The organism is Neobacillus camarae (assembly GCF_054950115.1).
In genome coordinates this window covers 498,257-523,223 of sequence record NZ_JBUCKX010000004.1, presented here as the reverse complement: position 1 = coordinate 523,223, position 24,967 = coordinate 498,257, and the positions used below count along the sequence as shown (strand labels likewise).

Below are 24,967 nucleotides of genomic sequence, written 5' to 3'. Positions count from 1 at the left end.
ATATGAGTTAATGTTTGCGGCAAGTCGGATATAAAAAATACCCATTGATGGGAACTCTTATGAGCGTCCTATCTATGGGTATCCTCTTCTCTTAAACTACTTCCCTAGCTCTTTCTTTATTAGTCGGTGCAATCGAGATACCGGTTGTTTCTTCAAAGTTGTAGAGGCTGACGGGCAAATCAGTAAATCGCTCTAATTCGTTATAGGCAGGGATCCCGTGATACGACATATCCAAGCCTTCCTCTTCCTCGCGTTCAGTTGCTCGAAGGCTGACTGTTTTTTCACATATTATGGCAATGAATGTACCCCCGATTAACCCCCAGAGGATGACTACCACCGCCCCTAAAGCTTGGGTTTCCAAAAGAGAAAAGTTCCCCGTTATCAGAAAGCCATGGGCAGTATCAAACAATCCAACCGCAATCGTTCCAAACACCCCGTTGAAGCCGTGAACCGCCACTGCCCCCACCGGGTCATCAACTTTCAAATTGTCCACAAATAATGTGGCATAAATAACAATAAATCCACTCACAACACCTATTATAATAGCACTCCATTGAGAAACGTAGGCGCACCCCGCTGTTATGGCCACTAATCCTGCCAGTACTCCATTGATCGTCATACTCGGGTCAGCTTTGCCAAATTTTTTCATGGTCAAAAACAAAGCGGCTGTACCTCCGCTTGCCCCGGCAAGCATCGTGTTAATGGCAATGGAAGGCAAGGCACTGTTTGAGGCATCCAATGTGCTTCCCGCATTAAAAGCAAACCAGCCAAACCATAAAATAAATGCACCTGCCGACGCCAAAGGAATATTACTAGGGGCAAAGACATTGACGCTGCCGTCCGAGTTAAACCTTCCTTTTCTAGGTCCCAACCGTTTTGCCATCGCAAGAGCAGTAAAGCCTCCAAGCGAATGGATGGCTGCTGACCCGGCAAAATCCTTCATTCCCAGTTTCGCCAGCCAGCCGTCACTATTCCAAATCCAATGGCCAGACAGGGGATAAACAATCGTACAAATAAGCGCGGCTGTTACTATATAGGCTTTAAAATTCATCCGTTCGGCAACCGCACCAGAAACAATCGAGATACATGCCACTGCAAATCCCATTTGGAACAGCACATAGGCAGCGCTTGGTAAATGAATCGATAGGGAAATCTTTTCAGGATTGCCGAATAAGGTGGTACCAATCAAGCCGAATGCATCATGTCCATACATCATGCCAAAACCAATCATCCAAAAAGCCAATGCCCCAACGGTTAAATCGACAAAGATTTTCATGGTGACATTGACTGCATTTTTCGTTCGAACAAAACCAGCTTCTAGTAAACTGAATCCACCTTCCATAAACAACACCATGGCGGCAGCCAACACGACCCATACGGTATTTAAAAACATCAGTTCCACGAATGTTATTCCTCCTGGTTTAATTCATCAATATCAAAGTCTGGTTTTCCTGTCCGTATATTATAAGCTTCATAGATTGGATAAACATAAATCTTACCGTCCCCATCCTCTCCGGTTTGGGTATTTTCCACAATGGTTTTGATTGTGCGCTCCACCATGTAATCAGAAAGGACGATCTCCAGTTTTACCTTAGGGTGGAGAGTGACGTTATAATTCTTCCCACGGTATACCCCTTGGGTATCTTTTTGTTTTCCTCGTCCAACCACTTGAGATACGGTAAATCCAGTTACCCCTATATTTTTTAGACCCTTAATGGTCTCAGTGAGCTTTTCTGGCCTTATAATGGCCTCAATTTTTTTCATTCATGGTCACCTTCTTGCGTACGTTAGGTTTTCTTACATGATATGTAATATCATATAACGTTTATATCATTCCGTCAATTAAGAAAAAAAGGCATTTGTTTCATATTTCTGAATTTTAGCCCCCCGCACAAGAATAGGCCCCATTTCATTAGGATAAAAAGCTGCAACAGAAACAAAATAATGGTGGAATATACAGATGAGGTGATGAAAACGTATGAAAGCAATAGTCATTGACCAGTACGGCGGCAAAGAAGAACTCAAGGAAAGGGACGTGCCCAAACCGGTTCCCCAAGAAGGAGAAGTCTTAATCGAAATGCACGCCGCTTCCATCAATCCAATTGACTGGAAACTTCGAGAAGGACACCTTAAAGAAATGCTGCCCTTTCAGTTTCCTATCATTTTGGGCTGGGATGCGGCGGGTATCATTTCGGAAATCGGACCCCTTGTAACTAAATTCAATGTGGGCGACCGTGTATTCGTAAGACCTGAAACTACCGCACAGGGAACCTATGCAGAGTATATCGTGACCCAGGAACACCTGCTGGCAAAGATTCCTGACAATATCAGTTTTGAAGAGGCAGCAGCTGTCCCCCTTGCAGGACTGACAGCTTATCAATGTTTGGTTAATTTTGCCCAATTAAAAGCAGGTGACAAAGTATTGATCCATGCCGGCTCCGGCGGCGTGGGCAGTTTAGGAATCCAAATTGCCAAAAGCCTTGGTTATTATGTAGCCACAACTGCCAGCAGCAAAAATGAGGAATTCCTGAAATCATTGGGTGCTGACCTGGTCATTCCATATGATCAACAGGATTTCGAAAAGGAATTGAGAAATTATGATTTAGTAGTCGACACGATGGGGGGCGAAATCCAAAATAAAAGCTATCAAGTGTTAAAGAAAGGTGGTACTCTGGTATCGATAGCGCAGCCACCGGATGAAAAAACGGCCGAGGAAATAGGGATTCACGTTAAATTCCACTGGCTTATTCCAAATGGAAAACAACTAACTGAATTAGCCGATTTAATGGAGAAGGGCAAATTAAAGCCAATCATCGGAAATGTGTTTGATCTTAGTGAACAAGGTCTCCGGGATGCCCATGCCCTCAGCGAAACCCATCATGCAAAAGGGAAAATTGTTATTAAAATTAAATGATGCTTGGAAAAACGCAATGTTCCATGTTTCTATGCCCCCTCCCATTCTTTCCCCCAAGATCAAGTAAGAATTAGGGTGTAATTGTTGAAAAATGGATAATTTCGCCATAAAATTAAATCGAAAGGGCTTTCAATAAACTAGGAGGGTTTTTTTATGAAGCTGTCTAATAAAGTTGCCATCGTGACGGGCGCAGCATCCGGGATGGGAAAAGCCATTGCTGAGTTGTATGCCAAAGAAGGGGCAAAAGTCATTGCAGCCGACCTCAACATTGAAGGGGCAAAAGCGGTTGTGGAGGCCATCACCAATAACGGCGGTACCTCCATTGCTGTTCAGGCGAACGTAGCCAAATTGGAAGATATCGAAAACATGATTGACACCGCTGTGAAAGAATTTGGGACTTTAGATATCTTGGTCAACAATGCCGGCATTATGGATGGGTTTGAACCTGTTGGTGAATTAACGACGAAAAATGGGATTTAATTTTTGACATTAATACCAAAAGTGTTATGCGTTCAATGCGCAAAGCGATTCCTATCTTTTTGGAAAAAGGAAAAGGCGTCATCATCAATGTCGCTTCAACCGGAGGCTTAAATGGGGCTCACGCAGGCGTTGCGTATGGTGCGTCCAAACATGCTGTAGTCGGTCTGACAAAGAATACCGGGTACATGTATGCCAACAAAGGCATTCGCTGTAATGCCATTGCCCCAGGCGGCGTAAAAACAAACATTGCCGCCTCGATGAAGAATATTAATGAATTCGGCATGAGCCGTACACAAGCTGTACAGGCTGTCATGCCAAGAATAGGCGAGGCAGACGAAATTGCCCAAGTAGCTTTATTCTTAGCTTCAGACGAATCCAGCTTTATAAACGGAACCGTTGTGGTTGCCGATGGCGGATTGACTGCAGCGTTTTAATTAGTTGACTGTAATCTATATTATAAAAAATAACGTTCACCGTAGTGGACGTTATTTTTTTCCTTATACCAAAAAACAAGGATGAAATGAACCTTCAATTAAACTCTTATTCCAAAGTAAAAGGAGGAACACCTAACGACAATAGGCGCACCTCCTTTTTTAGATTCTATTAAACTTATTTTAAAACTCTAGAAGCACTGCTGAATTTTGATGGGTCGAATGATGCAATTTTTACTACATCTCCCGTTTGTGGAGCATGGATATACTGTCCGCCTCCAATATAAATACCAACATGGTAGGCTGGTGATCCTCTAAATACTAAATCTCCGGGTTGCACCTGGCTTAAAGGAATCTTGGTTCCAAAATTTTGTTGGGAGCTTGAAACCCTCGGAAGACTAATGCCCACTGCATTTCTAAATACATAGGAAGTGAATCCGGAACAGTCAAACCCGCTTGGTGTCGAACCACCCCAAACATATGGAACACCTAAAAATTGTTTTGCATAAGCGATGAGCTTGCTTGCAGCTTCTGGGCTTGCTGCACTGACTGGAGCCACTGTTGGTGCCGATGATGCAGCAACAGATGCGGTTTTGGCAGCGCTGGTGGCTGCAGCTGGCTGTACTGATGCAGCTTGGCGCTGGGCTTGCTGTTGGGCTGCTAATTGAGCTTGACGCGCTGCCTCTTCCTGGGCACGCTGCTGGGCTAATTGAGCTTGGCGTGCAGCTTCTTCTTCCGCAGCTTTCTGACTTTCTAGGGTTTGCAGATTGGATTGCGCACTGGTTAACGCTTGGGCAATTTCTTGCTTATCAGCCTCAATCTTTTGCTGCTGAGCAGCCAATTCAGTCTTGCTTTGCTCCAGATTGTGCAATTCGGTATGTAACTTTTGCTCTGCATCATCTAAAACTTGCTGCTTATCTTTTAGACCTTGCAGTAAGTCTGTGTCACTTTCAATAATTTTTGAAATCGCCGTAAAGCGGGTTAAAAACTCGGAAAGATTTTCGGAAGTGAACAAGATCTCCGCATAAGTAGCAACGGACTGTTTTCCCTCTGACTGGATGCTTTTTAACCGTTCAGCATATACCTGCTTATGAGCATCCAAATCTTTCTTAGCTTGATCAATTTGAGTTTCTGTTTCTGTTATTTTTTGTTGCTGCGTATCAATTTGACTGCTTAGCTTTTCGCTCTTGTCGATTGCCGTACTGATTTGGTTGTCTAATTGTTGAACCTTGGTTTCAAAGTCCTCAACTTGGCCTTTAGCATCATCTATTTGTTTTTGAGTCACAGGTGCGGCAAAAGCAGGTGTGACGGATAGTTGAATCATTGTGGCGAGAATGGCAGCGGATACAGTATATTTAAAAAACTTTTTTTTCATTGAAAGTCTCCTCTTGTAAAACATTAGTATTTCCTGTCCTAATATATTACTAGTTTAAATGGCATAGGGAGGAAAAACAATGATACCGTCGGATTTGTAATATAAATGTAATTTTATGTAGAATATTCTGTTAAAATTTCGACTTATTTTACATAACAGAAACAAGAAGTAAAAATGCCTGCCGCCACCCGATGCGGCTGAAAAAAATTCGACAAATCACGGGTAGTATCAGGCATTATAATTTAAATATTTCTATAGCAAATTGGTTTTGAGGTGACTTAATGCCAGAATCAGCAATGAGACTATCAATAAGATCAGACAAATATAGGCCGTTTTGAGTAGTACGGAACCGTTCTTTATGGAGTGAATGATATTTTTCGCCTGCTTGTTAAACTGGTAGAAATAGCTGAGGAATCTTGTCCCAATTAATTTCACCAGGCTTCCCGGCGATCCCTCCCTTGTAAAAAAGCTCCAGGTTATAATAGTTGCAATCATTAAAAATCCGATCAGTAAAATCCCTTTGGTAATGATGACTTTTTCAAGCGACCATGACCAATGTTCCATTATATAACTTAGAACTTTATCCGTTATGATTAAAGGAATAAGACCGAAGAAAATTAGGAGTATATTCATTCTTTTTGTATAATTCATGGTCAATGACCGTTCTAATTCATCCAGGGTGGTTCGGATCTTTTCGGAATCCTTCAACACCCCCATACTATCTTTAACCATACTTTCCAAATTCCCAACTTCCGCTATTCCTGCTAAATTTAAATTGGATAATATACTATTCAACTTATCTCTTTTCACAAAAAAATAGCGATTATTCCCCTCGTAAACATTTAATTCTGGCAAGGCAATGTTTAACAGATAGCGCAAGATGGACACATTCTCCAAAACAATTAACGGTCCATTATTTAAACCCGCTATATCCGGTGGATTTACGACGGAATCTCTGCTGTTTTCTATATTGTATAAAGCGGATCTTTTATGATGGAATCTAGCGTATTTTTGGAATAGCTCACTGCTTGTAAAATTGAACATTAATACGGTGTGGTCGAAACTAAAAATATTAAAAAATTCCCGTGAATGCCAAGATTCTAATGTTCGCTTGGAGGCCACATCCTTCGGAACAAAAGGATAGCCGCTATCACCGGCCAATAGCCCATATATGTGATTCGGGTACTTTTCATAGAACTCTCCCTCCATCACTTGACCATCTGTGTCTACTATTTTTCTAATTTCAATCATGGTGGAAACCACAATGTTTTGCTCAATCGGATGTGTTGTGAACGTTTGAATAATTTTCTGAATATATGGTTTGCAGACTTCGTCTCTAATGGAATGAATTTCTTTTACCGGAACAGGGCTTATGCACGAAGGAGCATCCTTTAGGAACATTTCTGTTTTTGCAGAGTGTATAAAGGCAGATCTTACAAAAATGATGTCATCGGCTGTACATTCATTGATTGATACCTGAAAAGTTAAGATGGCTATTTCCAACTCAGGATAGATGGTAAGAAAGGGGCGGGCTTTAGTCACTGGACACACCTGATGGAAATATGTACTATTCGGCCATTCAACCTCAAACCCTTCCAGTTCCAGTCTAAATTTCTCTTTGTTTTTATGAAAGAACCTTTCCATATCCGCAAATTTTTCAATATAATCCGGGTTCCACCAAGCATGCAGCCTATGTTTCTCATCCAATTTCTTTATGACCATCTCTTCGGTTAAATAGATATGCTTTGTTTTTTCGATAAGGCTTTCTGAAATGCTTTTTAAAGAAAACACATGCAAAAAACCAACCATAACATTATGGAATATTGGGTTATGACTCGTCATATTAAAAGAATTCAAATCAGAAAGCATTTGGTCGATATCAGTTTCCAGCAGCAAAAAACAGAACCCTCACTTTCCTTATAGCAATCTTACAAACTTCACTTCATTCGCCATTATTTCTACGTTGAAGAAATATGCTTCGTCCTTAATTAGTATAATTTTCCTATAATCTTCAAAGATTATCAATATTAAATTGATTGATTAGTTCATACTGTTCATGCAAAAATTTTCTTCTCGAATTACTTGAAATATTAGTTTATACGCCTTATAATAATTTCAATTTATTGAAATCAATGGCAATGATGAGGAAAAGTAGAATGATGATACTTTCAACAGAGAGCTTCGGGAGCTGAAAAGAAGCAAAGTGATTCATTTGAACAATGGCCTCTGAGCCCCGTACTGAACCTGACTTTTGTTAAGTAGTAGGCTGCGGCGAGTGTTGGTACTCGTTATCAAAACCACAGTATAAGTGCCTTTCATTAAACATGGCTCCGTACTTGCAGAGGCTGATTGTGTGAGCAATTAGCGAATTAAGGTGGTACCACGCGGATTAATAACCCCGTCCTTATCTATTTTTAGATATGGACGGGGTTTTTTGTTTTTACTAAAAAGGAGGAATTTGAAATGACTATTTATATTGGAGGAGCTTGGCCTTACGCCAATGGCTCCCTGCATCTCGGCCACATCGCGAGCTTATTGCCAGGAGATATTTTGGCTCGTTATTTTCGTCAAAAGGGGGAAAGAGTTTTATATGTTTCGGGGAGTGATTGCAACGGCACGCCGATTACGATCCGGGCCAAACAGGAAGGCTTGACTCCAACGGAGATCGCTGACCGCTATCATCAGGAATTTGCGGATAATTTTAAAAGACTCGGTTTTTCCTATGATTGTTACACACGAACCGACACCCCCCACCACCATCAAACCGTACAATCGATTTTTCTTGAGTTGCTGAACAATGGCTATATTTATAAAAAGTGGATTGAACAAACCTTTTGCACGACCTGTGATCAGTTTCTGCCTGACCGTTATGTGGAAGGAACCTGCCCCAACTGCGGACAGCCGGCACGGGGCGACCAATGTGATTATTGCTCTGCTATCCTTGATCCCGTTGAATTAGCGGATAAAAAATGCAAAATTTGCGGCACCACTCCTATTGTGAAGGAAACAGAACACTTCTATTTCTCATTGGATAAATTCGAAGAGCCTCTGAAACAATTGGTGGAGGAAGCGAAGAAGAGTTCTTCCTGGCGGGAAAATGCAATCCATTTATCTGAACGGTATATTCGGGAGGGATTACAAGATAGGGCAGTATCAAGAGATTTGCCTGTTGGTGTCAGCGTACCAGTCGAAGGGTATGAGGACAAAAAAATTTACGTTTGGATTGAGGCGGTTTCCGGCTATTACTCTGCCAGTAAAAAATGGGCAATCGAATCAGGAAAGGATGACGCTGAATTCTGGGGTAAGGAGGCCCTTTCCTATTATGTTCATGGAAAGGACAATATCCCGTTTCATACCATCATTTGGCCGGCTATCCTGTTGGGAATCCATCAGCAAAAACTGCCGGACCACATTGTTTCCAATGAATATTTAACTTTGGAAAAGAAGAAAATCTCGACAAGCCGGAATTGGGCGGTTTGGGTGCCGGATATGTTAGACCGCTACCATCCCGATTCCATTCGCTATTTTTTAACTATCAATGCTCCGGAAAACCGCGATACAGACTTCTCATGGCGGGAATTCATCTACAGCCATAACTCCGAGCTGCTTGGCGGATACGGGAATTTAGTCAATCGCACTTTGAAGCTTATTAGTAAATACTATAATAGCAAGATACCACAGGGTTCGGTTGATCCTGCTATAAAAAATAAAATCAAATCCGTGTATGAGTCAGCGGGGAATTTAATCGAGGCAAGCCACTTCAAGCGCGCATTGGAGGAAATTTTTGAGCTGGTTCGTTTTGCAAATAAGTACTTTGATGAGCAAAAGCCTTGGAAACAAATCCTTGAGGAACAAGCAGGATGCGACCAGACGATTTTTAACTGTACTGTCATCATTGTAAATCTCGCACAGTTGCTGTCGCCTTTTTTACCCTTTACCAGTGAACAACTGAATAGATTTTTGGGACACAAGGAACTTCATTGGAACTTTACGGACTCTGTTCCAAGTGAGATTGGAGAAGTAAAACCACTGTTCGAGAGAATTGATGCCATCGCAATAGAACAAGAAATAGAAAGATTGAATCGCCAACTTACAAAATAGCCTGGACCTGACCTTTACTATTCTATTATCGCGGTTTAAAAGGCTTAACTAAGGACCCTCTTAGTTAAGCCTACTCTATGTTTTTTAAAGAGCCTTTTTAATAAAATCTAAGGTGCCGTCTATAATCGCTTGCTGGTCATTATCGAGTGTAGCGACATGGTAGCTGTCTTTTAGATATCGGATCTCCTTTATTTCAGAACGAATGCCATCATAGATGATTTGGGCATTATCGGGTGGAACCACATGATCCTCATCCGATACAAAAATGAGTGCCGGACAGGTAACATTGGTTAATTCCGCTTTTACCTCTTCCATAAAGTTTAAAATCTCTTTTACGGAGCGGACAGGTGTCTTTTCATAAGCCAGTTCCTTCACTCCCGGCTTTTTAATGTCAGATCCAATGGCATCTAGAAATCGAATATCTTGGAGTTGGCGGACCGGTTCCATCCCAGGAACACTGACGGCGGCATTAATCAGGATAATGGCACGAACCTCTGGATGATTTTCGGCCATGTATAGTGTCAGCGTCCCTCCCATGGACAGACCTGTCACAAAAATGGTATCACATCGCTCTTTTAACCATTGGTACCCTTCTTCAATTGAGAGGATCCAATCCTGGTAAGTGGTTTGTTCCATCTCTTCATAATGAGTGCCGTGCCCTGTAAGACGCGGCCCGCAAACCGTATATCCAGCGGCAGCGTATGCCTCACCTAACGGCCGCATGCTCTGGGTGGACCCCGTAAACCCATGGGAAACTAATATCCCCACCCGGTTTCCTTCAAAATAAAAAGGTTCAGCACCTTCCAAAACTGGATAACACTCTGACATTAAACTTCCTCCTTTTTAAACAAAGACGGAGCTCACCATGATTCTATAAGAATCAAAATCAAGTGAGCTCCCTATCTCCATCTCGAATATTAACTTGTTACCAATATATTACAATATGAAAACGTTGTCAATATGATACACCATGTTCACAACAGGCTTACAAAATTGGAAAATATCCTCTCTCCTAATTGAAAGAGGATATCATGACTCTAGAAATTAAATGGAAGGCTTATAAAATTTTGCACAAAATAGAAGCCTGCATAAACGGTCTGACCAACCAGGGCCAATCCCAACACAATCGCGGGAACAAATTTTGTTTGGACAAGCGCAATCTTCCTTGCCGGGTTGCTTCTTGACATAAAGCTTTGCTTGCAGACTTGGACGGCACAAATAACTGACTGAACAAACAAGACTGAAGCTAGAAAAATACTAATATGAACAAGAATCATTTCATAGTTAATTGTGAGAGGCAAGTCCATTTGATACCTAATAAAGGACGGTAAGGCCGTTTGGAAGTGGAAGTAGACCGGCAAGGCTAATAAAAGTGAAACAGAAAGTCCCCAAACGATTCCAAACAGGTTGCGGATCCACAATAATAAGGCCAATACTGTAAGCCCTAAAAATAGATAAATAACCAAATAATAGCTGCCACTTACAACCAAATAAAACAAACCAATCGCTGCCACCGAAGCGCCTGTATAGCCCACATAAGAGATTAGAGCTTTCTTGAAGGTGGACTCCAGGGTCCCGGTGGTCTGTGCTGACCCATCCCGTTGCAGGTGGATTTTGTTCCTGCCGCCTTCCAAGCAAACACTAATGACTTGGCTGACCAGGTTATGGACATGGGCCAAAAACACGCGGATAAAAGGAAGCCTGCTCCCGATAAGCGCAATTCCCAAGTAAATAAGAATTAATGTAGTCGTACTCATTCTACATCCTCCTTTCTTCATTATTCAGGAATAGAAGCACCAAACCTTTCGTGGTGGCGCCTCTCTTTCGTGAATTATAATGCTGCTGCTTTTTCCTGCTTTAATTTTTCCATTTCGTTTGCTAATTCTTCCTCGCTCACATAGCTGCTGAAATTCGCGTCAAACTGTGCTGCCGGAGCGGGAAACTGATTCCCCGCCTGAACCTCCGCTTCCATGAATAAAATCTTTTCTTCAGCACGGGCCACGCCTCTGGCAATATCATCGGTGTTGAAGGATACCGTTGCTTTCTGGATTTGCTTCATGGACTGGGCCACATTAGCACGAGAAGCCAACAGGATTTTCTTTTGCTGCATTTGGTTATACGTATCTTTCAGCTGATCCAGTTTTTCGGTGAGGATTTGGGTCTGACCCTTAATCGTCTCCAACTGTTCTTGGTAAACACGCAGCTGCTGTTCATGGTGAAGCTTTTCCTGTACAGCCAATTTAGCAATCGTTTCGTCCTCTTGCTCAATTGCCAGTTTAGCCTGACGGGTACGCTTGTCCACCATTGATTTCGTCTGATAAATGAGCTCCTCTTGCTTTTTCTCCACAAAAATTTGTTTTGCTAAAGCATACTGGCCTTTAACTATTTCCTGCTCCATTTCCCTAGAATACTCATTTAGCATCACAATCGGATCTTCCATCCCGTCTAAGACTCCGTTGATTTCTGCTGATGTTATCGTTTTTAATCTTTTAAAAATACCCATGTTATTCATTCTCCTTTTTGGTTAATAGACTTTTTTCCCATTGGTCCAACAAATTTGCATTCTGATTGGCCACTGGTATATGTGAACTGACAAGAGAGGTATCAATAAACCGTTGCATGGAAGCTGCCTTTGACTTGTTTCTTAGCCATTTTACTAATAAAACGACAGCCACTATTCCGATAATAAGGAAAAGCCAAGGAAATCCTCCTCCGTGTTGGTAGGCGCCATTCATCATTTGATGTGAAGCGAATCCATGATGCATCATTTCTTTTCTCCTTTCGTTACTTGATGTACTAAATATTAATAGAGATTGGTGAAATCTTGGTGAAAAGGGAAAAAACAATTTTAATAATAAGGAGATGATTTTGCCCATTCACTTGAACGCTAGCTATCTAAGATAAAAGCTGTTAAAATGGTTGAAATTCAACTAACAGGAGCATCCAGCATGAAACAAATTTCATTTTCTTCCTACGCGGTTATTGGAACGATGTTGTTCGGAATGTTTTTTGGTGCGGGGAATTTGATTTTCCCGATTCAAATGGGACAACTTGCCGGCACGAACTTCTGGCCGGCATTAATCGGTTTTTTGGTTACAGCCATCGGTCTCCCCTTCATAGGAATATTGGCGTTTGGCCTGTCAGGAAGCAATGGCTTGCGGGAATTGGCAGGGCGCGTCCATCCCTTGTTTGGCCTTGGCTTCTCCATCGCGCTTTACTTAACCATTGGACCTTTTTTTGCGATTCCACGTACGGCTACGGTCCCATTCGTGGTCGGTTTTGAACCTTATATGAATCCTGGACACACTAGTGTATATCTGGCTGTCTTTAGCTTTTTATTTTTTGCCATCGTCTATTATTTCTCATTGAATCCGGCAAAAATCATTGACTATATCGGCAAATATTTAACACCCGCGTTTTTAGTGTTTTTATTCCTATTAATTGCCGTTGCCATCATCAAGCCGATGGGCAGTTTCGAAAAGCCTGTGGGAGACTATAAAAGTTTGGCCTTTATCACTGGCTTCAAAGAGGGATATAACACAATGGATGCTCTGGCATCCCTAGCATTTGGCATTATTGTGATCCATGCTATTAAGGGGCAAGGCATCACGGATAAAAAAGAGATTGCAAAAGCCACTTGGAAGTCTGGCATTTTTGCCATGGCACTCATGATGCTGATATACGGACTCATTACCTATATGGGAGCTTCGAGCGTAACAGCAACCGGTACATTCGACAATGGCGGGTTGATTTTTGCTGCGGTGGCTCAACATTATTTCGGGCCATTTGGGGCTATTTTACTTGCGATCATTATCGTCCTGGCCTGCTTAAAGACTAGTATCGGTCTAATTACGTCATGCAGTGAATTTTTCCAAACCGTATTTCCGAAAGTAAGCTATAAATCATTTGTACTCTTCCTTTGCCTTGTATCTTTTATCATTGCTAACTTCGGCCTGAACAATATCATTCAATTTGCCGTTCCTGTATTAATGTTGTTGTATCCGTTAGCGATTGTCCTGATCATATTGACTCTCTTTTCACCACTATTCGGCCATAAGCAAAGTGTGTATGCGGTGTCTATGTTCTTAACTTTCTGTGTCAGTCTTCTTGACGGATACAGCACGTTAGCAGGGAGTTTACCAGGGGCATCCGTTTCTTTGTTCGAGTCATGGAAAGCATTCTACGAACATTATCTGCCGTTCTACCATCTTGGTCTTGGCTGGATGCTGCCGGCTGCAGCAGGTGCGGTTGTCGGCTATCTTTGGCCAAAAACAAAAAAGGAGAAGCACTAACCGTAAATGGTTGGGCTTCTCTTCTTCTATTACAATTTATTGTTGAGCTTATCAATTTCCTGGTTTAATTCTTCCTCGCTCACATAGCTGTTATATGCCGCATCATACTGGGCTAAAGGAGTAGAGAACTGATTTCCTGCTTGGACCTCGGCTTCCATGAATAAAATCTTCTCTTCGGCACGGGCGACACCTCGAGCAATATCATCCGTATGGAAGGAAACCGTTACCTTCTGGATTTGTTTCATCGACTGTGCCACATTGGCACGGGAAGATAGCAAGATTTTCTTTTGCTGCATTTGGCTATACGTATCTTTCAATTGATCTAACTTTTCGTTCAGGAGCTGGGTCTGTTCTTTAATCGCCTCCAACTGCTCCTGATAAACTTGTAATTGCCTTTCATGATTGAGCTTTTCTTGAACCGCCAATTTCGCTACAAGGTCATCCTCTTGACCGATCGCCAGCCTCGCTTGACGAGCACGCTTCACTACCAACTCTCTCGTTTCTCCAATGAGAGCTTTCTGTTTATTCTCGACAAAAAGTTGTCGGGCTAAAGCCTGCTGGCCTTTAGCAATTTCCTGTTCCATTTCTCTGGAATACTCATTTAGCATGGCAATCGGATCTTCCATCCCATCCAATAATCCGTTAATTTCTGCTGAAGTGATTGTTTTTAATCGTTTAAAAAATCCCATGTTGTTGATTCTCCTTTTTAATTAAAATATTATTTTCATTGGTTACTCGTATATTCGAAAGTAGAAGAAGACTTCTATTTTTTCCTTAGACATTTGATTACAAAAACCAGAACAGCCAATCCGAAGATAAGCGGAAGCTTTCCCAATAGAAATTGGAATACATTTAAGGCAAATAATCCGGCGGCGATAAGCATTCCCCAGAAAACAGCTTTTTTGACTATTGAATTCATTTCATAATCTCCTTTCGTTACTTGATGTAATGAATAATATCGAAGGTTGGTGAAATATCGGTGAAAAAACAAAAGAATTTCGTTTGAACCAAATTGAATGGATTGATCAAAAAAGGGAAGCACCGTCCTCAAACGGTGCTTCCCTTTCCTTTAATTAAATACCACGGATTTTTCCTTCTTTAACTTTTCAATTTCCTGATTTAGCTCTTCCTCGCTCACATAGCTATCGTATGCCGCATCAAACTGCGCTAATGGTGCCGCAAACTGATTTCCTGCCTGCGCCTCTGCTTCCATGAATAAAATCTTCTCTTCGGCACGAGCCACGCCTCTTGCAATATCATCCGTATTGAAGGAAACCGTTACCTTCTGGATCTGTTTCATAGAGTGAGCCACATTGGCGCGGGAAGCCAACAAGATTTTCTTTTGCTGTAGTTGGTTATACGTGTCTTTCAATTGATTCAATTTCTCTGTCAAGAGCTGGGTTTGTCCCTTAATCGATTCTAACTGCTCCTGATAGACATGTAGCTGTTTTTCATGGTTCAGCTTTTCTTGTACGGCCAGTTTGGCAATCGTGTCATCACCTTGGCCAATCGCAAGCTTTGCTTGGCGTGCCCGTTTCGCCACTAAATCCCTCGTTTCTGCAATCAGGGCTTCCTGTTTTTTCCCCACAAAAATTTGTCTGGCTAAAGCATGTTGGCCTTTCCTGATTTCATGTTCCATTTCCCTGGAATACTCATTTAGCATGGCGATTGGATCTTCCATTCCGTCCAATAGTCCGTTAATTTCTGCTGATGTAATTGTTTTTAATCGTTTAAAAATACCCATTGTTATTCATTCTCCTTTTTAGTTAATAGATTTTTTTCCCATTGGTCCAAAAGATTAGCATTTTGATTGGTTACTGGTATATGTGATCCTACAAGAGAGGTGTCGATAAACTGTTGCATCGAAGTTGCCTTTGATTTGTTTCTAAGCCATCTTACTACTAGTACTAGAACAGCTAGTCCAATGATTAGGAAGAGCCACGGAAATCCGCCGCCTTGGTGAGGGGCATTCATCATTTGATGGGAAGTGAATCCCCCGCCATGCATTCCCCTGCCGTCAAAGCCATGTCCTTGTGGACCTCTGGCATATGCGCTGCTGCCTCCTAGTAGAAAGTGGAACACATTGAACGCGATTACCATAGAGGCAACGATAGCTCCCCAGAAAATACCTTTTTTAAGTTTAGTATTCAATCTCATTTCCTCCTTTCGTTCCTGATGTAATGAATAATAATAGAGAACGGTGAAAACTTGGTGAAAAGAGAGAACTATTTTTTCATTTGTGGCTTATTAAAATAAAACGACTATTTCTTCTTTTAGTATAAAAAAAAGAACCTATCCGGTTCCTTTTTTTATAGATGTATAGCGTACGCCTTTTTGCAATAAAACTTCTAATCGCTCTCCTTTACAGGATCAGCTGTAATAATATCCTTCACGGGTGAAGAACCTGTTCCATTATCAATATAAACAGGTGAATTATCATAATCTATTTGGGTATATTGGAATACCATTTGGTCATCATTCCCCTGTGAATCAATTGAATTTGCCACAATAGAACCTTTAAAGGAGGCATTTAGGTATACTTTTGCCAAAGGGGCATAAAGCATCTTCCCTGGGGCACTTGCAGAAGTATCGTTACTCAAGATACTAACATTGATTCCACCTGTAATTACATGACCTGTAACGCCAACCCCATTGAGATTGTTAATAATAATATCGGAATTTTTGGCATAGATAGACCCATTAATCAATCCAGATAACAGAGTTCCTTGTCCACTATCTAAGAAAATAAATACATCTTCAAAATCGCCGCCTGCATTCATAATACTTCCAGAACTCATAGAAAGCGACTTCGTATAAATGAATAATTTTCCGGTTCCTCCATTATTATCGATAACAATTTTTGCATTCGTTCCTAGGCTAAGTTTATTGATTACTAGATTACGGTTATAGGTTCCCATTTTTATGGACAATGTACTATTGTTATTAACTGTAAGATTATTAAAAGCCTTATCTTTATCCATCGTTAAAGTTTTGTCATTAAAATTTGAATAATTGGCGGGTGGATCAAAGGCTGGGAAATCTGGAAGCGCTAGACTGGTATTTACATATTTATTCATGCTTCCAGATATACTGGCCTGCCCGCCTTGTAAGGTAATGTTGCCGTTTGAACCGACTGAACCCGTTACTTTATAGTTTTTGACCGTGTAACTTTCCTTCGAAAAAATGACGGTACTGGCGGGTATGGTTACTTTACTTTTTGGCTTCCAAGTAATATGGATAACCTTCGAAACTGTTCTGGAGCGGTTATTAATCGTGCCTGTAGACGTTATCTTGTAGGTTTTTGAATAGGAAACTAGAGAGTCACTCGGCAATTTTTCTATTTTCACATTGGCCTTCGGTTCCTGGCCAAAAGAAGAATCAAAATCAGTGTAAACAACGTTTGTACCGAGATTAAGGGCTGCATCGATGCGATTAAAGAAATTTGTTATATCCGTTGCAGGTGCGTACGCGGATTTTAATTGCGGACTAATATCATTCACTCGTGCATTGATCCCTGACTCAGCAATGTAATAGGCAGATTGATAATTGCGGTCCCCAGTGGCCATCGTCATATTCGATGCGGCCAAACCCAGAATGGCCAGCCCCAAGATGGTGACAACTATAAAAACCATTAAAACAACAACTAATGCTGCACCTTGCTCATTGTTATAAGATTGAAGACGATTGAGGCTTTTTTTCATCCTAACACCTATTTCCTTAAATAGATAGTTGTCGTTAAATTAGTGGCTGGCAGAGAAGCAGAGGTAACAGTTATGTCTACATAATCAATGGATGTGCTATTTGGATAAGGGCTAAAGGAGCAATTTTGTAAATCCGTAATGAGTGGCTCACTGTTCTTCTTTAATGAGTTATTTTCGAACTTATAAATATCGGTTCCAGTGGAGTTGGCTATGGTTAATTGATTACTAGTGTTTGAGACAGCTATACTGTCAGCACTTCTGATTTCTTTCGTGAGAATATCCATGGCAAGCCTTGCATTCGATTGATTCTGAGTATCAGTAGATTGCTCATTTGATTGTTTTTGGCTAAAAAAATAAAAGGAACTGGCAGAAAGAGTGATGATTGATAAAAGGGCGAGGCTTGCCAAAAGTTCCACTAAAGTAAATCCCATATTCTTTTTTAACATTTTCATTCACCTACTGCTGCTTCCAAGATACTAACATCTCCATCTGTGCTTCCAACTTACTCATTGAGCTATCTTGATAAACTTTTACTTTTATACTAATCATCGGACTTGTCTTCGGCACTAAAACAACACGAACAAAATAACCTGCCGGATTAGGACTTTTTTCAAAAGTAGAGGTCGTTCCTGTGACCTTGCTGTACCCGCTGAGCGAAAGTAGGTTTAAATCTGAAGGCTGAACAGTTGTGGAAATTGTGTTATTTACTTCCTCCATCGCTTTTACGGCAATATAGGTGGCACTTTGCATCTTTTTTGTGTTGGTATTAGCCAGAGAAGACTGGGCAAAAAAGGACATTAAGGAAATAACGATTATAGATAGAATGACAATGGAAGCCAATATTTCAATTAATGTCACCCCTTTTTGAGAGGCCAAACCCCTAGTCAATTTTTCCATATCTATTACCCAACTCCCCCAGAACTAGTTTAGGCCATTTTTTTCGTAGAACTAAACTGCAATAACACAGTATCTTTGTCATGTTTATTGTACATAGAAAGACAATTTATTATCTATTTCATCAAATTTCGACAACAAGAGCAACAAGAAGTTATTGTAAAAAACAACACTTTTCTTCGTTATTTTATAGCTAGCTTTAGGTCCACTATATAATGTTACTAACATGAATACATTAGTTATATATGACAGATTTTCGACAGTTCCAAATAGAGTCAGGAATTTTCAATCTCACTCTACACTATGCTAAACAAAAAAGCTGCCGCAGCAGCTTCTCAATTCAAACATTATATTCATTTTTGAATTACCTTTTAAATGAAAATAAATGCCGTCTCTTCAATATTTACATACTATCATTTCTCCCGAATCCAAACACTCATCTCACCAGGTTCCCGGTTTCCCCATACAAAGTACGGAACGGCTTTAATACGTTTTTCTTCAAGCACTTTTGGCTTGACCCTGTAAAGCGTATGCCCCCAATCGGATTTTTCTTCTTGAACAGCACACGCTTCTAAAGTCACCACACCGTCAAGAATGGAAGCATCGAATTGATCCGTCAACAATGCATCATCTGGCAAAAGAATTGAATCAATCGTTTTCCCGTTGTCCACTTCCTCTAAACAATAAACGAACGGTCCCCTTTGTAAAGCGGTTTTTCCTGCATTTGCCCTTACTTCCGGATGAGCGTACAGGCGTTGTATTCCCATATCCATTTGCAGTTCTATCTGATCCCCTTGTTGCCATTGGCGGTGAATATAAGCATAACCATCACGGATTTCCGGAATCAGTTCTTGACCATTGACAACAAACTTAACGGCAGAGGTCCATCCCGGTACACGGAATGCCAAAGTAAAGGAGGAGGATTGTTCGGGATTCACGGTAACCTGCACATAACCGTTCCATTCATAATCACTATCCATCACTAAATGGATGTTACCTTGAGCAAGCGTAACATTTGTTTCGTTACCTATATATAAATGGGTGAATATTGTATTCTCATTGTTTGTATAAATATATTCACCTAAAGACGTGATGAGGCGGGCTACATTCGGTGGGCAGCAGGAGCAGCCATACCATTTTTGCCGCACCGGTTTCACATGTCGTTTTCCCGGGTCCTTTTCACTCGCTTCAGGTAAAACTTCAAGAGGATTGACATAAAAGTAATGCTTCCCATCGGCTGACATTCCCGCAATTACGTTATTATATAACGCTCTTTCCAGTACATCTGCATATTCCCCCTTCGCTTCCAGTTGAAGCATCCGTTGGGCAAAGAAAATTAATCCGATTGATGCACAAGTTTCAGCGTAGTTTGTATCATTGGGCAGGTCATAGTTAAAAGTAAAAGCTTCACCTTGATAAGTGGAACCAATGCCTCCAGTAATATACATTTGCTTATGAACCATATTTCCCCATAGACGTCGGCATGCTTCAAATAAGCCTTCGTCATTGGTGTATTTTACAAGGTCGGCCATTGCCGTATACATATAGACTGCACGGACGGAATGGCCAACCGCTTCCGTTTGTTCCCGAACCGGTACATGTGCTTGATTATACTTCGGATAATGAGGTGCAGGGACTCTACGCCCAGCCCAATGGGACATTCCACCACGCTTCTCCCATTCCTCAACAAAGAAATTAGGCTCTTTGCCTCGTTCATCAATAAAAAATTGACTTAACTTTAAATACTTTTCATTGTCTGTCACTTGAAATAGCTTTACCAGTGCAAGCTCTATTTCCTGATGTCCATCATAACCACGGATTTTTCCAGGTTCTGCTCCAAAGTACTCATCGATATGATCGGCAAATTTGCACATCGCATCAAGCAGTTTCCGTTTTCCTGTTGCGCGATAATAAGCTACCGCTGCCTCCATCATATGCCCGGCACAATACATTTCATGACATTCATACAAATTTGTCCATCTTTTGCCTGGTTCTTTAATGGTAAAATAGGTATTTAAATAACCGTCCTCATGTTGCGCATCAACTATTAGATCAATCACTTCGTCCGCGGTTTTCTCCAGGGCGGGATTTCGTTCCACAGATAGTGAATATCCGACTGCTTCAAGCCATTTCGCCACATCACTATCCTGGAAAACCATCCCGCCAAACTCACCTTTTTTTCTGTCTGCTGCAATTTCGAAATTACGGATGGCATAACTTGGTTCAGCATCTTTAATCCGATCGTTTAATGCCTCCCACTGATACGGGATCACAGTGTCTTTTACAAGATTCATATACTTTGTCCAAAATGAATCGTTTATTTGGATTCTCTGGAGAGAAACCGCTTGATAGCTACCGTTAAGACTTATTCCCATTATTATCACCTTTATTATTAATAGTTTTAATTCATCCTTTTGTATAATTCCTTTCCATTATAACTCCTAACTGGATATAAATGCCATTTACAAAAGTATTATAGTTTAGTCATCCAAAATGAAAGAGGCCAAATGCCACATCTTGAAAATGGCACCGGCCTCTCTTATTTTTCTGTAAAGGTGAAGTATTAAAATTATTGGGTACAGAATTTAACTAATTGTTAGGTACCTCAACCAATCCATCTACTGCTGCCTGTAAAGAGGTCTTTGCAGCTACCACTTTCTCTAGAGTGGATTCAGGATTTTGCAATACCTCTTTGGCTGATTGAAATGCTTTATGGAAGGTTTTCCAGCTTTCATCAGTGTAATTCTTTTGGTCTAGACTAAGATTGGCATCATACACTTTCTGAAGTTTGGTTTTATCGACTTCCACTTTATTTCGGCCAGTAATGACATCAATACCGTCCAAAGTAAAGGTACCACCTTTAATCACAACTTTAGCCATATGCTTGGCATCCTTTAGTCCACGGACATTATAGGAGGTTTGCCGGTCGCTTTTTGCGTAGATTCTGTAATTCTCATCTATCAATTGGCCATCAACATAGACGTCAATCAAAGCATCCGGAGTTGCACCAAACAAATTGAAACCAGACCCATCAAAATGGAAGACCATGCTGCTCTTAGGGCTATCCGCTTTTGGTGTGCTATAGATGTTGACCCCGCGATAATCCATGAAGGTTTCGATTCTAGCATTATCTTTAAGAGATACCTTTAACGTATGCGCCTTTTCTTCTAGACCTCTGACTGAATACATGACACCGCTGGCATTAACACTAAAGTTGCCTGCATCTGTACCGTCAAGTTCAAAGTTATACTTTTGCGCAGCATTAGGTTGAGCCAAAAAGTCAATTCCTGAACCGGTGAAGTTGATAAGAACATACGGACTGTCATTGAAATTCGCCCATGCATTTGTGCTATTAGATCCCCAGTCAGATCCTTTTCTGAAGAGATAAACCGTGTTTTCTTTATTTTCAATCTTTGATTCATCTGATGTTTTAACAATATCAGTCGGTCCTAATTTTTGGACAGCTAATACAGGATCAGTCGTTTCAACCTCAGCTTTGGTAAAGCTAATATACTTCTCTTTAGCCACCACTTTCAGGGTATGCTCTTTGTCTTCCAGATCCGCAGCAGACCAAACCATTTGCGTCACACTGCTATTATTTACGTAATTCGCTTCACCGACTAACTGTCCATCGAGATATACATCACCCTTGCCGTTTGATGGATTGGTTTCGCCAAATAATCTGATTTCCGTTCCTTTAAATTTAATTTCAAGCGACCCGCCAACGGAAGCCCACGCATTGCTGCTGTTGGACGACCAGCCTGAAGAGTAGAACACTTTGTTCAGTGTACCTTGTACCGCAGTAGAGTCCTTGTGTCCTACGGTTACACCGTTCCAAACCGGTACATCGGTTTTTGCAGTCATTTGAGTACGGTTAAAATGGGCATATCCTGCTTGTGTATAATCCCATGGGCCAAGATAGGCAATAGGATTCAAGGTATCTTGATTATTCAAAGCCGCCTCTTCGGAATCATATTTCTTGCCTTGGGCACTATCAATTTTATCTGAAGTATAAGTGTAGCCTTTAACTGGATCAACACGGAAGTTGTCCATCAGAGTTTCGTAATAACCAGAACCGATTGTTACTCTTCCTGCCATAACGCTGGAATCCTTGTCCGTATAGGCATCGACTTCTTTCCCATCTAGATACAGGGTAAATACATTTTCTTTAGCTTCAAAGGCTAGATTATGCCATACCTTGTTATCGAAGTTCTCAATCGTTCCGCTCTTTTCCACTTTTCCAAGCTTAAGAATTTCATATTTACCATCGGCAAAGATGCGGGCATTGTATGGCGCATTGGAATCCGTGCCGCCGGCTTTTACCTGTCTTACTCCAATTAAGGCATAGTTGCTTCTGCCTAGTGCTTCTGGTGTATGCGTATCTAGTAAAAAGTCATAGGAAGCTTTGTAGTTGACCCACCGATGGTCACCGATATTGGTAAATGGGTTGCTTGAAGATGCGGTTCCATCCTTTCCGCCCCAAACGGCCCAATCCGCTCCAATAATGTCTGGAGTCATTTTTTGCTGCAGCATGTTTCCATGAGCCTTTGCATCCGGAATTTGCAGATCAGTACGTGCAGCACTTCCACTTGCTGCAGGTTGGGATGCTTTTTTCACAACTTCAAAAGCGCCCATTTGGTCCGTTGTGTATCGTGGAGTTCCGCCGCGGCGGTCCACATAATCCCGGCCTTTTTCATCGGCAGGATATTTTTTGTATTCAAAATCATCGGTGTACGGCAACGGCAAGATGGTGTCTTTCGAAACATCTACTGGTTCCGGTTGATATTCAAAGTCTTCCACTTCCGACTTCTTGTCTAATGTAGAAATGGTTACGATAGAATACGGTTTTACTTCAATTTCGTATACACCGTCGTTTGGTGTTACTTTGCCCACATTTTTAAACCAGTTGGCATCCACGTTTTCTCCCTTATCGGAACCGCGGGTCTCCCAAACATAAACAGGGGCATCTTCTTTTCCTTTTAGATTTTCAAGTTTAACCGTATATTTGCGGGTATTTTTTGTATTATTGGCAAAAACGGTTGAATAGTCATTCGTTTTCGGATCTTTTAAGGTTAAATAATTGTGTGTACTCGTATCGACATCGACACCGCCGTCAAAGAAGGCACCGTCACTATAGGTGGCTCCTTTTACATACATCCAGCTCTCATCTTCAGGGGTGGAGGGATCGTCCTCTCCAACAAAGTTCATCACATGACGGACACCTTCTAAACCGCCATCAGCTTCATAAAAACCGGACCATGGGTCGTACGCGCTAATCAGGTGTTTTGGATTATAGGCAGCACCTTCATAGAAAGCTGCGACAGAAGGCTGGAAGTCAAATGAAACGGCATTAAGCGGTGTATTGCCCGCACCGGTCCAGTTGTAGACAGAAATAATCCTTGACGTGACATCAATGATTCCTGCTTTTCCTCCAAGCCCATTATAATTCGGCTCCATGTTTTCACGGTACCGTGCGTTAATCATTGGGGCAATTCCCTCTGACACCCAGTTTTCTTTTGGCTGTTTGCCCTCTGAAATCAATTTATTTTGTAATTGGTTGAGTTCATTTGACCCCGTCAGTCCATAATGGGAGCTGATGACATCAATTTCATCGATTAAATCCGGATTATTAAGCAGCACTTGACTAATGGACTTGGTGTCACGATAGCCATCGGCCGCAACTAGTTTAATACCTTTATAATCTGTATCATAATTAGGTTCTTGCTTGATTCTTGAAGTAAAAAATTTCAGCCAGTCCACTTCGTTTCGGCTGTCACTAACACTATTATTTTGGGTTTTCTCATTTTGAGAAATTCCAATATAGTCTAGTTTAAAACCATACTCTTTATAAACCGCATCGAAAGTCTGCTTATACCATTGGTAGCGGTTCTCGTATTCATTATTCGCTGCTCCGTTCCAAGTCCAACGCGGCTCACCCCAGCGCAGGATTTCAACCGTGATATTTGGATTGATTGATTTGGCGTCAGCGGCAAATTGGAACCCCGCCCCTCGCAGCACATTGGCCGGTTCATCCTGATAACGCATCGTGGCAGGCTCCGTACCCGATGAGGAGTTCACATCGGCTCCAAGCTCTACTTTAATATGTGTTAACCCGGCTCCTGTGCCTTTATTAAACAGTTTGTTCATGATTTCCCAGTATTCTTTTGGATGCTCTTCCTTGTAATCCAGCAATAATCGGGATGTATTGTTGGCCGTTACCGTTCCAAAACCTTTAAAACGATTATATTGATCTGTATCGTTGCCATTTATTGTAATGGTTTTCGAGATGACATCCGCCTTTGAAACATTGGCACCGACAAATCCAACGGATCCCAATACCATGGAAGCCGCACATAAACTCCTTAATATCTTTTTAGCCTTTTTTCTTCCCACTTTTATAATCTTCCCCTTCTTTTCGCTCAAGACAAAAAAAACGAAATCAACATATGATTACGCTATTTTCTATTAGAGTTTTATGAACTTACCTGGCGTTATTAAAAGATTCTGAGGTTATTCTATGGAGGCGTGTTAACATGTTGTCATTCTAAGGAGTCAAAATGGTAAACATTTGTAAGGATTCTTATCATAGCCCTCCTTTTAACTTCGATTTTCCAAAGGAATATTGATAACGCTTTCATTATTTCATAGATTCTTTTCGTCCTTATAGCATTATATTGACTATATTCATTGTTTTTTTTACATCTTCTTCCTTCTATACTTTTTCAATTGGGCCTTCTGAAATACAGCTGTTGATTGTGACGAGAGGAGCTCAGCGAACC

20 protein-coding genes, 1 pseudogene and 1 other annotated feature are annotated in these 24,967 nt (G+C 41.2%); of the genes and pseudogenes, 4 read left to right on the top strand and 17 right to left on the bottom strand.

What is annotated here, in order from left to right:
* Positions 1-91: 91 nt before the first annotated feature.
* Entirely contained in the window at positions 92-1,402 is a 1,311-nt protein-coding gene (locus tag ACY8D0_RS23935; RefSeq protein WP_462412950.1) for an ammonium transporter, read from the bottom strand.
* 5 nt (positions 1,403-1,407) lie between these two features.
* On the bottom strand, positions 1,408-1,764 hold the full coding sequence (locus ACY8D0_RS23930; protein ID WP_462412949.1) for a P-II family nitrogen regulator: 357 nt from the start codon (positions 1,762-1,764) through the stop codon (positions 1,408-1,410).
* A 214-nt stretch (positions 1,765-1,978) separates the two neighbouring features.
* On the opposite strand from ACY8D0_RS23930, the gene ACY8D0_RS23925 reads away from it, so the two are divergent.
* Both ACY8D0_RS23925 and ACY8D0_RS23920 read left to right on the top strand, forming a co-directional pair.
* Positions 1,979-2,914, top strand: a complete 936-nt coding sequence (locus ACY8D0_RS23925; RefSeq protein ID WP_462412948.1) for an NADP-dependent oxidoreductase — start codon at positions 1,979-1,981, stop codon at positions 2,912-2,914.
* Between the two features lie 153 nt (positions 2,915-3,067).
* Positions 3,068-3,828, top strand: a pseudogene (locus ACY8D0_RS23920) (SDR family oxidoreductase).
* 175 nt (positions 3,829-4,003) lie between these two features.
* Here the strand turns inward: ACY8D0_RS23920 and ACY8D0_RS23915 are convergent.
* Positions 4,004-5,200: a C40 family peptidase gene (locus tag ACY8D0_RS23915; protein WP_462412947.1), complete on the bottom strand. Its 1,197-nt coding sequence runs from the start codon at positions 5,198-5,200 to the stop codon at positions 4,004-4,006.
* A gap of 252 nt (positions 5,201-5,452) precedes the next feature.
* Complete coding sequence (locus ACY8D0_RS23910; protein ID WP_462412946.1) at positions 5,453-7,096, bottom strand: hypothetical protein; 1,644 nt, start codon at positions 7,094-7,096, stop codon at positions 5,453-5,455.
* Between the two features lie 233 nt (positions 7,097-7,329).
* Positions 7,330-7,609, top strand: a binding site (T-box leader).
* A gap of 54 nt (positions 7,610-7,663) precedes the next feature.
* Here ACY8D0_RS23910 and metG point away from each other — a divergent pair.
* Positions 7,664-9,301: a methionine--tRNA ligase gene (gene metG, locus ACY8D0_RS23905; protein ID WP_462412945.1), complete on the top strand. Its 1,638-nt coding sequence runs from the start codon at positions 7,664-7,666 to the stop codon at positions 9,299-9,301.
* Between the two features lie 84 nt (positions 9,302-9,385).
* Here metG and ACY8D0_RS23900 read toward each other — a convergent pair whose 3' ends face one another.
* The 4 genes from ACY8D0_RS23900 to ACY8D0_RS23885 all read right to left on the bottom strand — a co-directional run bounded on the left by ACY8D0_RS23900 (position 9,386) and on the right by ACY8D0_RS23885 (position 12,069).
* Complete coding sequence (locus ACY8D0_RS23900; protein WP_462412944.1) at positions 9,386-10,129, bottom strand: alpha/beta hydrolase; 744 nt, start codon at positions 10,127-10,129, stop codon at positions 9,386-9,388.
* Between the two features lie 209 nt (positions 10,130-10,338).
* Positions 10,339-11,058: a M50 family metallopeptidase gene (locus tag ACY8D0_RS23895; protein ID WP_462412943.1), complete on the bottom strand. Its 720-nt coding sequence runs from the start codon at positions 11,056-11,058 to the stop codon at positions 10,339-10,341.
* Between the two features lie 74 nt (positions 11,059-11,132).
* Positions 11,133-11,804 (bottom strand): PspA/IM30 family protein, encoded by a 672-nt coding sequence (locus ACY8D0_RS23890; protein WP_462412942.1) that lies wholly within the window; start codon positions 11,802-11,804, stop codon positions 11,133-11,135.
* 1 nt (position 11,805) lies between these two features.
* On the bottom strand, positions 11,806-12,069 hold the full coding sequence (locus ACY8D0_RS23885) for a hypothetical protein (RefSeq protein ID WP_462412941.1): 264 nt from the start codon (positions 12,067-12,069) through the stop codon (positions 11,806-11,808).
* A gap of 180 nt (positions 12,070-12,249) precedes the next feature.
* Between ACY8D0_RS23885 and brnQ the strand changes: the two genes are divergently transcribed.
* Positions 12,250-13,593 (top strand): branched-chain amino acid transport system II carrier protein, encoded by a 1,344-nt coding sequence (brnQ, locus tag ACY8D0_RS23880; RefSeq protein ID WP_462412940.1) that lies wholly within the window; start codon positions 12,250-12,252, stop codon positions 13,591-13,593.
* Positions 13,594-13,622: 29 nt separating this feature from the next.
* Here brnQ and ACY8D0_RS23875 read toward each other — a convergent pair whose 3' ends face one another.
* The 9 genes from ACY8D0_RS23875 to ACY8D0_RS23835 form a co-directional block, all read right to left on the bottom strand.
* Positions 13,623-14,282 (bottom strand): PspA/IM30 family protein, encoded by a 660-nt coding sequence (locus tag ACY8D0_RS23875; RefSeq protein WP_462412939.1) that lies wholly within the window; start codon positions 14,280-14,282, stop codon positions 13,623-13,625.
* Positions 14,283-14,356: 74 nt separating this feature from the next.
* Positions 14,357-14,512, bottom strand: a complete 156-nt coding sequence (locus ACY8D0_RS23870) for a hypothetical protein (RefSeq protein ID WP_462412938.1) — start codon at positions 14,510-14,512, stop codon at positions 14,357-14,359.
* 150 nt (positions 14,513-14,662) lie between these two features.
* On the bottom strand, positions 14,663-15,337 hold the full coding sequence (locus ACY8D0_RS23865; RefSeq protein ID WP_462412937.1) for a PspA/IM30 family protein: 675 nt from the start codon (positions 15,335-15,337) through the stop codon (positions 14,663-14,665).
* 2 nt (positions 15,338-15,339) lie between these two features.
* Positions 15,340-15,744 carry a hypothetical protein gene (locus ACY8D0_RS23860; RefSeq protein ID WP_462412936.1) on the bottom strand — a complete coding sequence of 135 codons (405 nt, stop codon included), beginning with the start codon at positions 15,742-15,744 and terminating at the stop codon, positions 15,340-15,342.
* A 197-nt stretch (positions 15,745-15,941) separates the two neighbouring features.
* Positions 15,942-17,294, bottom strand: coding sequence for a pilus assembly PilX N-terminal domain-containing protein (locus ACY8D0_RS23855; RefSeq protein ID WP_462412935.1), 1,353 nt, complete (start codon positions 17,292-17,294; stop codon positions 15,942-15,944).
* Between the two features lie 8 nt (positions 17,295-17,302).
* Positions 17,303-17,740, bottom strand: a complete 438-nt coding sequence (locus ACY8D0_RS23850) for a PilW family protein (RefSeq protein ID WP_462412934.1) — start codon at positions 17,738-17,740, stop codon at positions 17,303-17,305.
* Between the two features lie 10 nt (positions 17,741-17,750).
* Positions 17,751-18,191 carry a prepilin-type N-terminal cleavage/methylation domain-containing protein gene (locus ACY8D0_RS23845; protein WP_462412933.1) on the bottom strand — a complete coding sequence of 147 codons (441 nt, stop codon included), beginning with the start codon at positions 18,189-18,191 and terminating at the stop codon, positions 17,751-17,753.
* Positions 18,192-18,601: 410 nt separating this feature from the next.
* The gene (locus tag ACY8D0_RS23840; protein WP_462412932.1) at positions 18,602-20,563 is read right to left on the bottom strand and encodes a glycoside hydrolase family 127 protein; all 1,962 of its coding nucleotides are present in this window, start codon (positions 20,561-20,563) and stop codon (positions 18,602-18,604) included.
* 214 nt (positions 20,564-20,777) lie between these two features.
* Positions 20,778-24,581: an S-layer protein gene (locus ACY8D0_RS23835; protein WP_462412931.1), complete on the bottom strand. Its 3,804-nt coding sequence runs from the start codon at positions 24,579-24,581 to the stop codon at positions 20,778-20,780.
* Between the last annotated feature and the right edge of the window lie 386 nt (positions 24,582-24,967).

Excerpts from the sequence above, each read along its gene's own strand:
- metG (WP_462412945.1), top strand. The coding sequence starts at position 7,664 with ATGACTATTTATATTGGAGGAGCTTGGCCTTACGCCAATGGCTCCCTG.
- ACY8D0_RS23895 (WP_462412943.1), bottom strand. The coding sequence starts at position 11,058 with ATGAGTACGACTACATTAATTCTTATTTACTTGGGAATTGCGCTTATC.
- ACY8D0_RS23865 (WP_462412937.1), bottom strand. The coding sequence starts at position 15,337 with ATGGGTATTTTTAAACGATTAAAAACAATTACATCAGCAGAAATTAAC.
- ACY8D0_RS23915 (WP_462412947.1), bottom strand. The coding sequence starts at position 5,200 with ATGAAAAAAAAGTTTTTTAAATATACTGTATCCGCTGCCATTCTCGCC.
- ACY8D0_RS23925 (WP_462412948.1), top strand. The coding sequence starts at position 1,979 with ATGAAAGCAATAGTCATTGACCAGTACGGCGGCAAAGAAGAACTCAAG.
- ACY8D0_RS23840 (WP_462412932.1), bottom strand. The coding sequence starts at position 20,563 with ATGGGAATAAGTCTTAACGGTAGCTATCAAGCGGTTTCTCTCCAGAGA.
- ACY8D0_RS23845 (WP_462412933.1), bottom strand. The coding sequence starts at position 18,191 with ATGGAAAAATTGACTAGGGGTTTGGCCTCTCAAAAAGGGGTGACATTA.
- ACY8D0_RS23890 (WP_462412942.1), bottom strand. The coding sequence starts at position 11,804 with ATGGGTATTTTTAAAAGATTAAAAACGATAACATCAGCAGAAATCAAC.
- ACY8D0_RS23870 (WP_462412938.1), bottom strand. The coding sequence starts at position 14,512 with ATGAATTCAATAGTCAAAAAAGCTGTTTTCTGGGGAATGCTTATCGCC.
- ACY8D0_RS23875 (WP_462412939.1), bottom strand. The coding sequence starts at position 14,282 with ATGGGATTTTTTAAACGATTAAAAACAATCACTTCAGCAGAAATTAAC.
- ACY8D0_RS23855 (WP_462412935.1), bottom strand. The coding sequence starts at position 17,294 with ATGAAAAAAAGCCTCAATCGTCTTCAATCTTATAACAATGAGCAAGGT.
- ACY8D0_RS23930 (WP_462412949.1), bottom strand. The coding sequence starts at position 1,764 with ATGAAAAAAATTGAGGCCATTATAAGGCCAGAAAAGCTCACTGAGACC.
- brnQ (WP_462412940.1), top strand. The coding sequence starts at position 12,250 with ATGAAACAAATTTCATTTTCTTCCTACGCGGTTATTGGAACGATGTTG.
- ACY8D0_RS23900 (WP_462412944.1), bottom strand. The coding sequence starts at position 10,129 with ATGTCAGAGTGTTATCCAGTTTTGGAAGGTGCTGAACCTTTTTATTTT.
- ACY8D0_RS23885 (WP_462412941.1), bottom strand. The coding sequence starts at position 12,069 with ATGATGCATCATGGATTCGCTTCACATCAAATGATGAATGGCGCCTAC.
- ACY8D0_RS23850 (WP_462412934.1), bottom strand. The coding sequence starts at position 17,740 with ATGTTAAAAAAGAATATGGGATTTACTTTAGTGGAACTTTTGGCAAGC.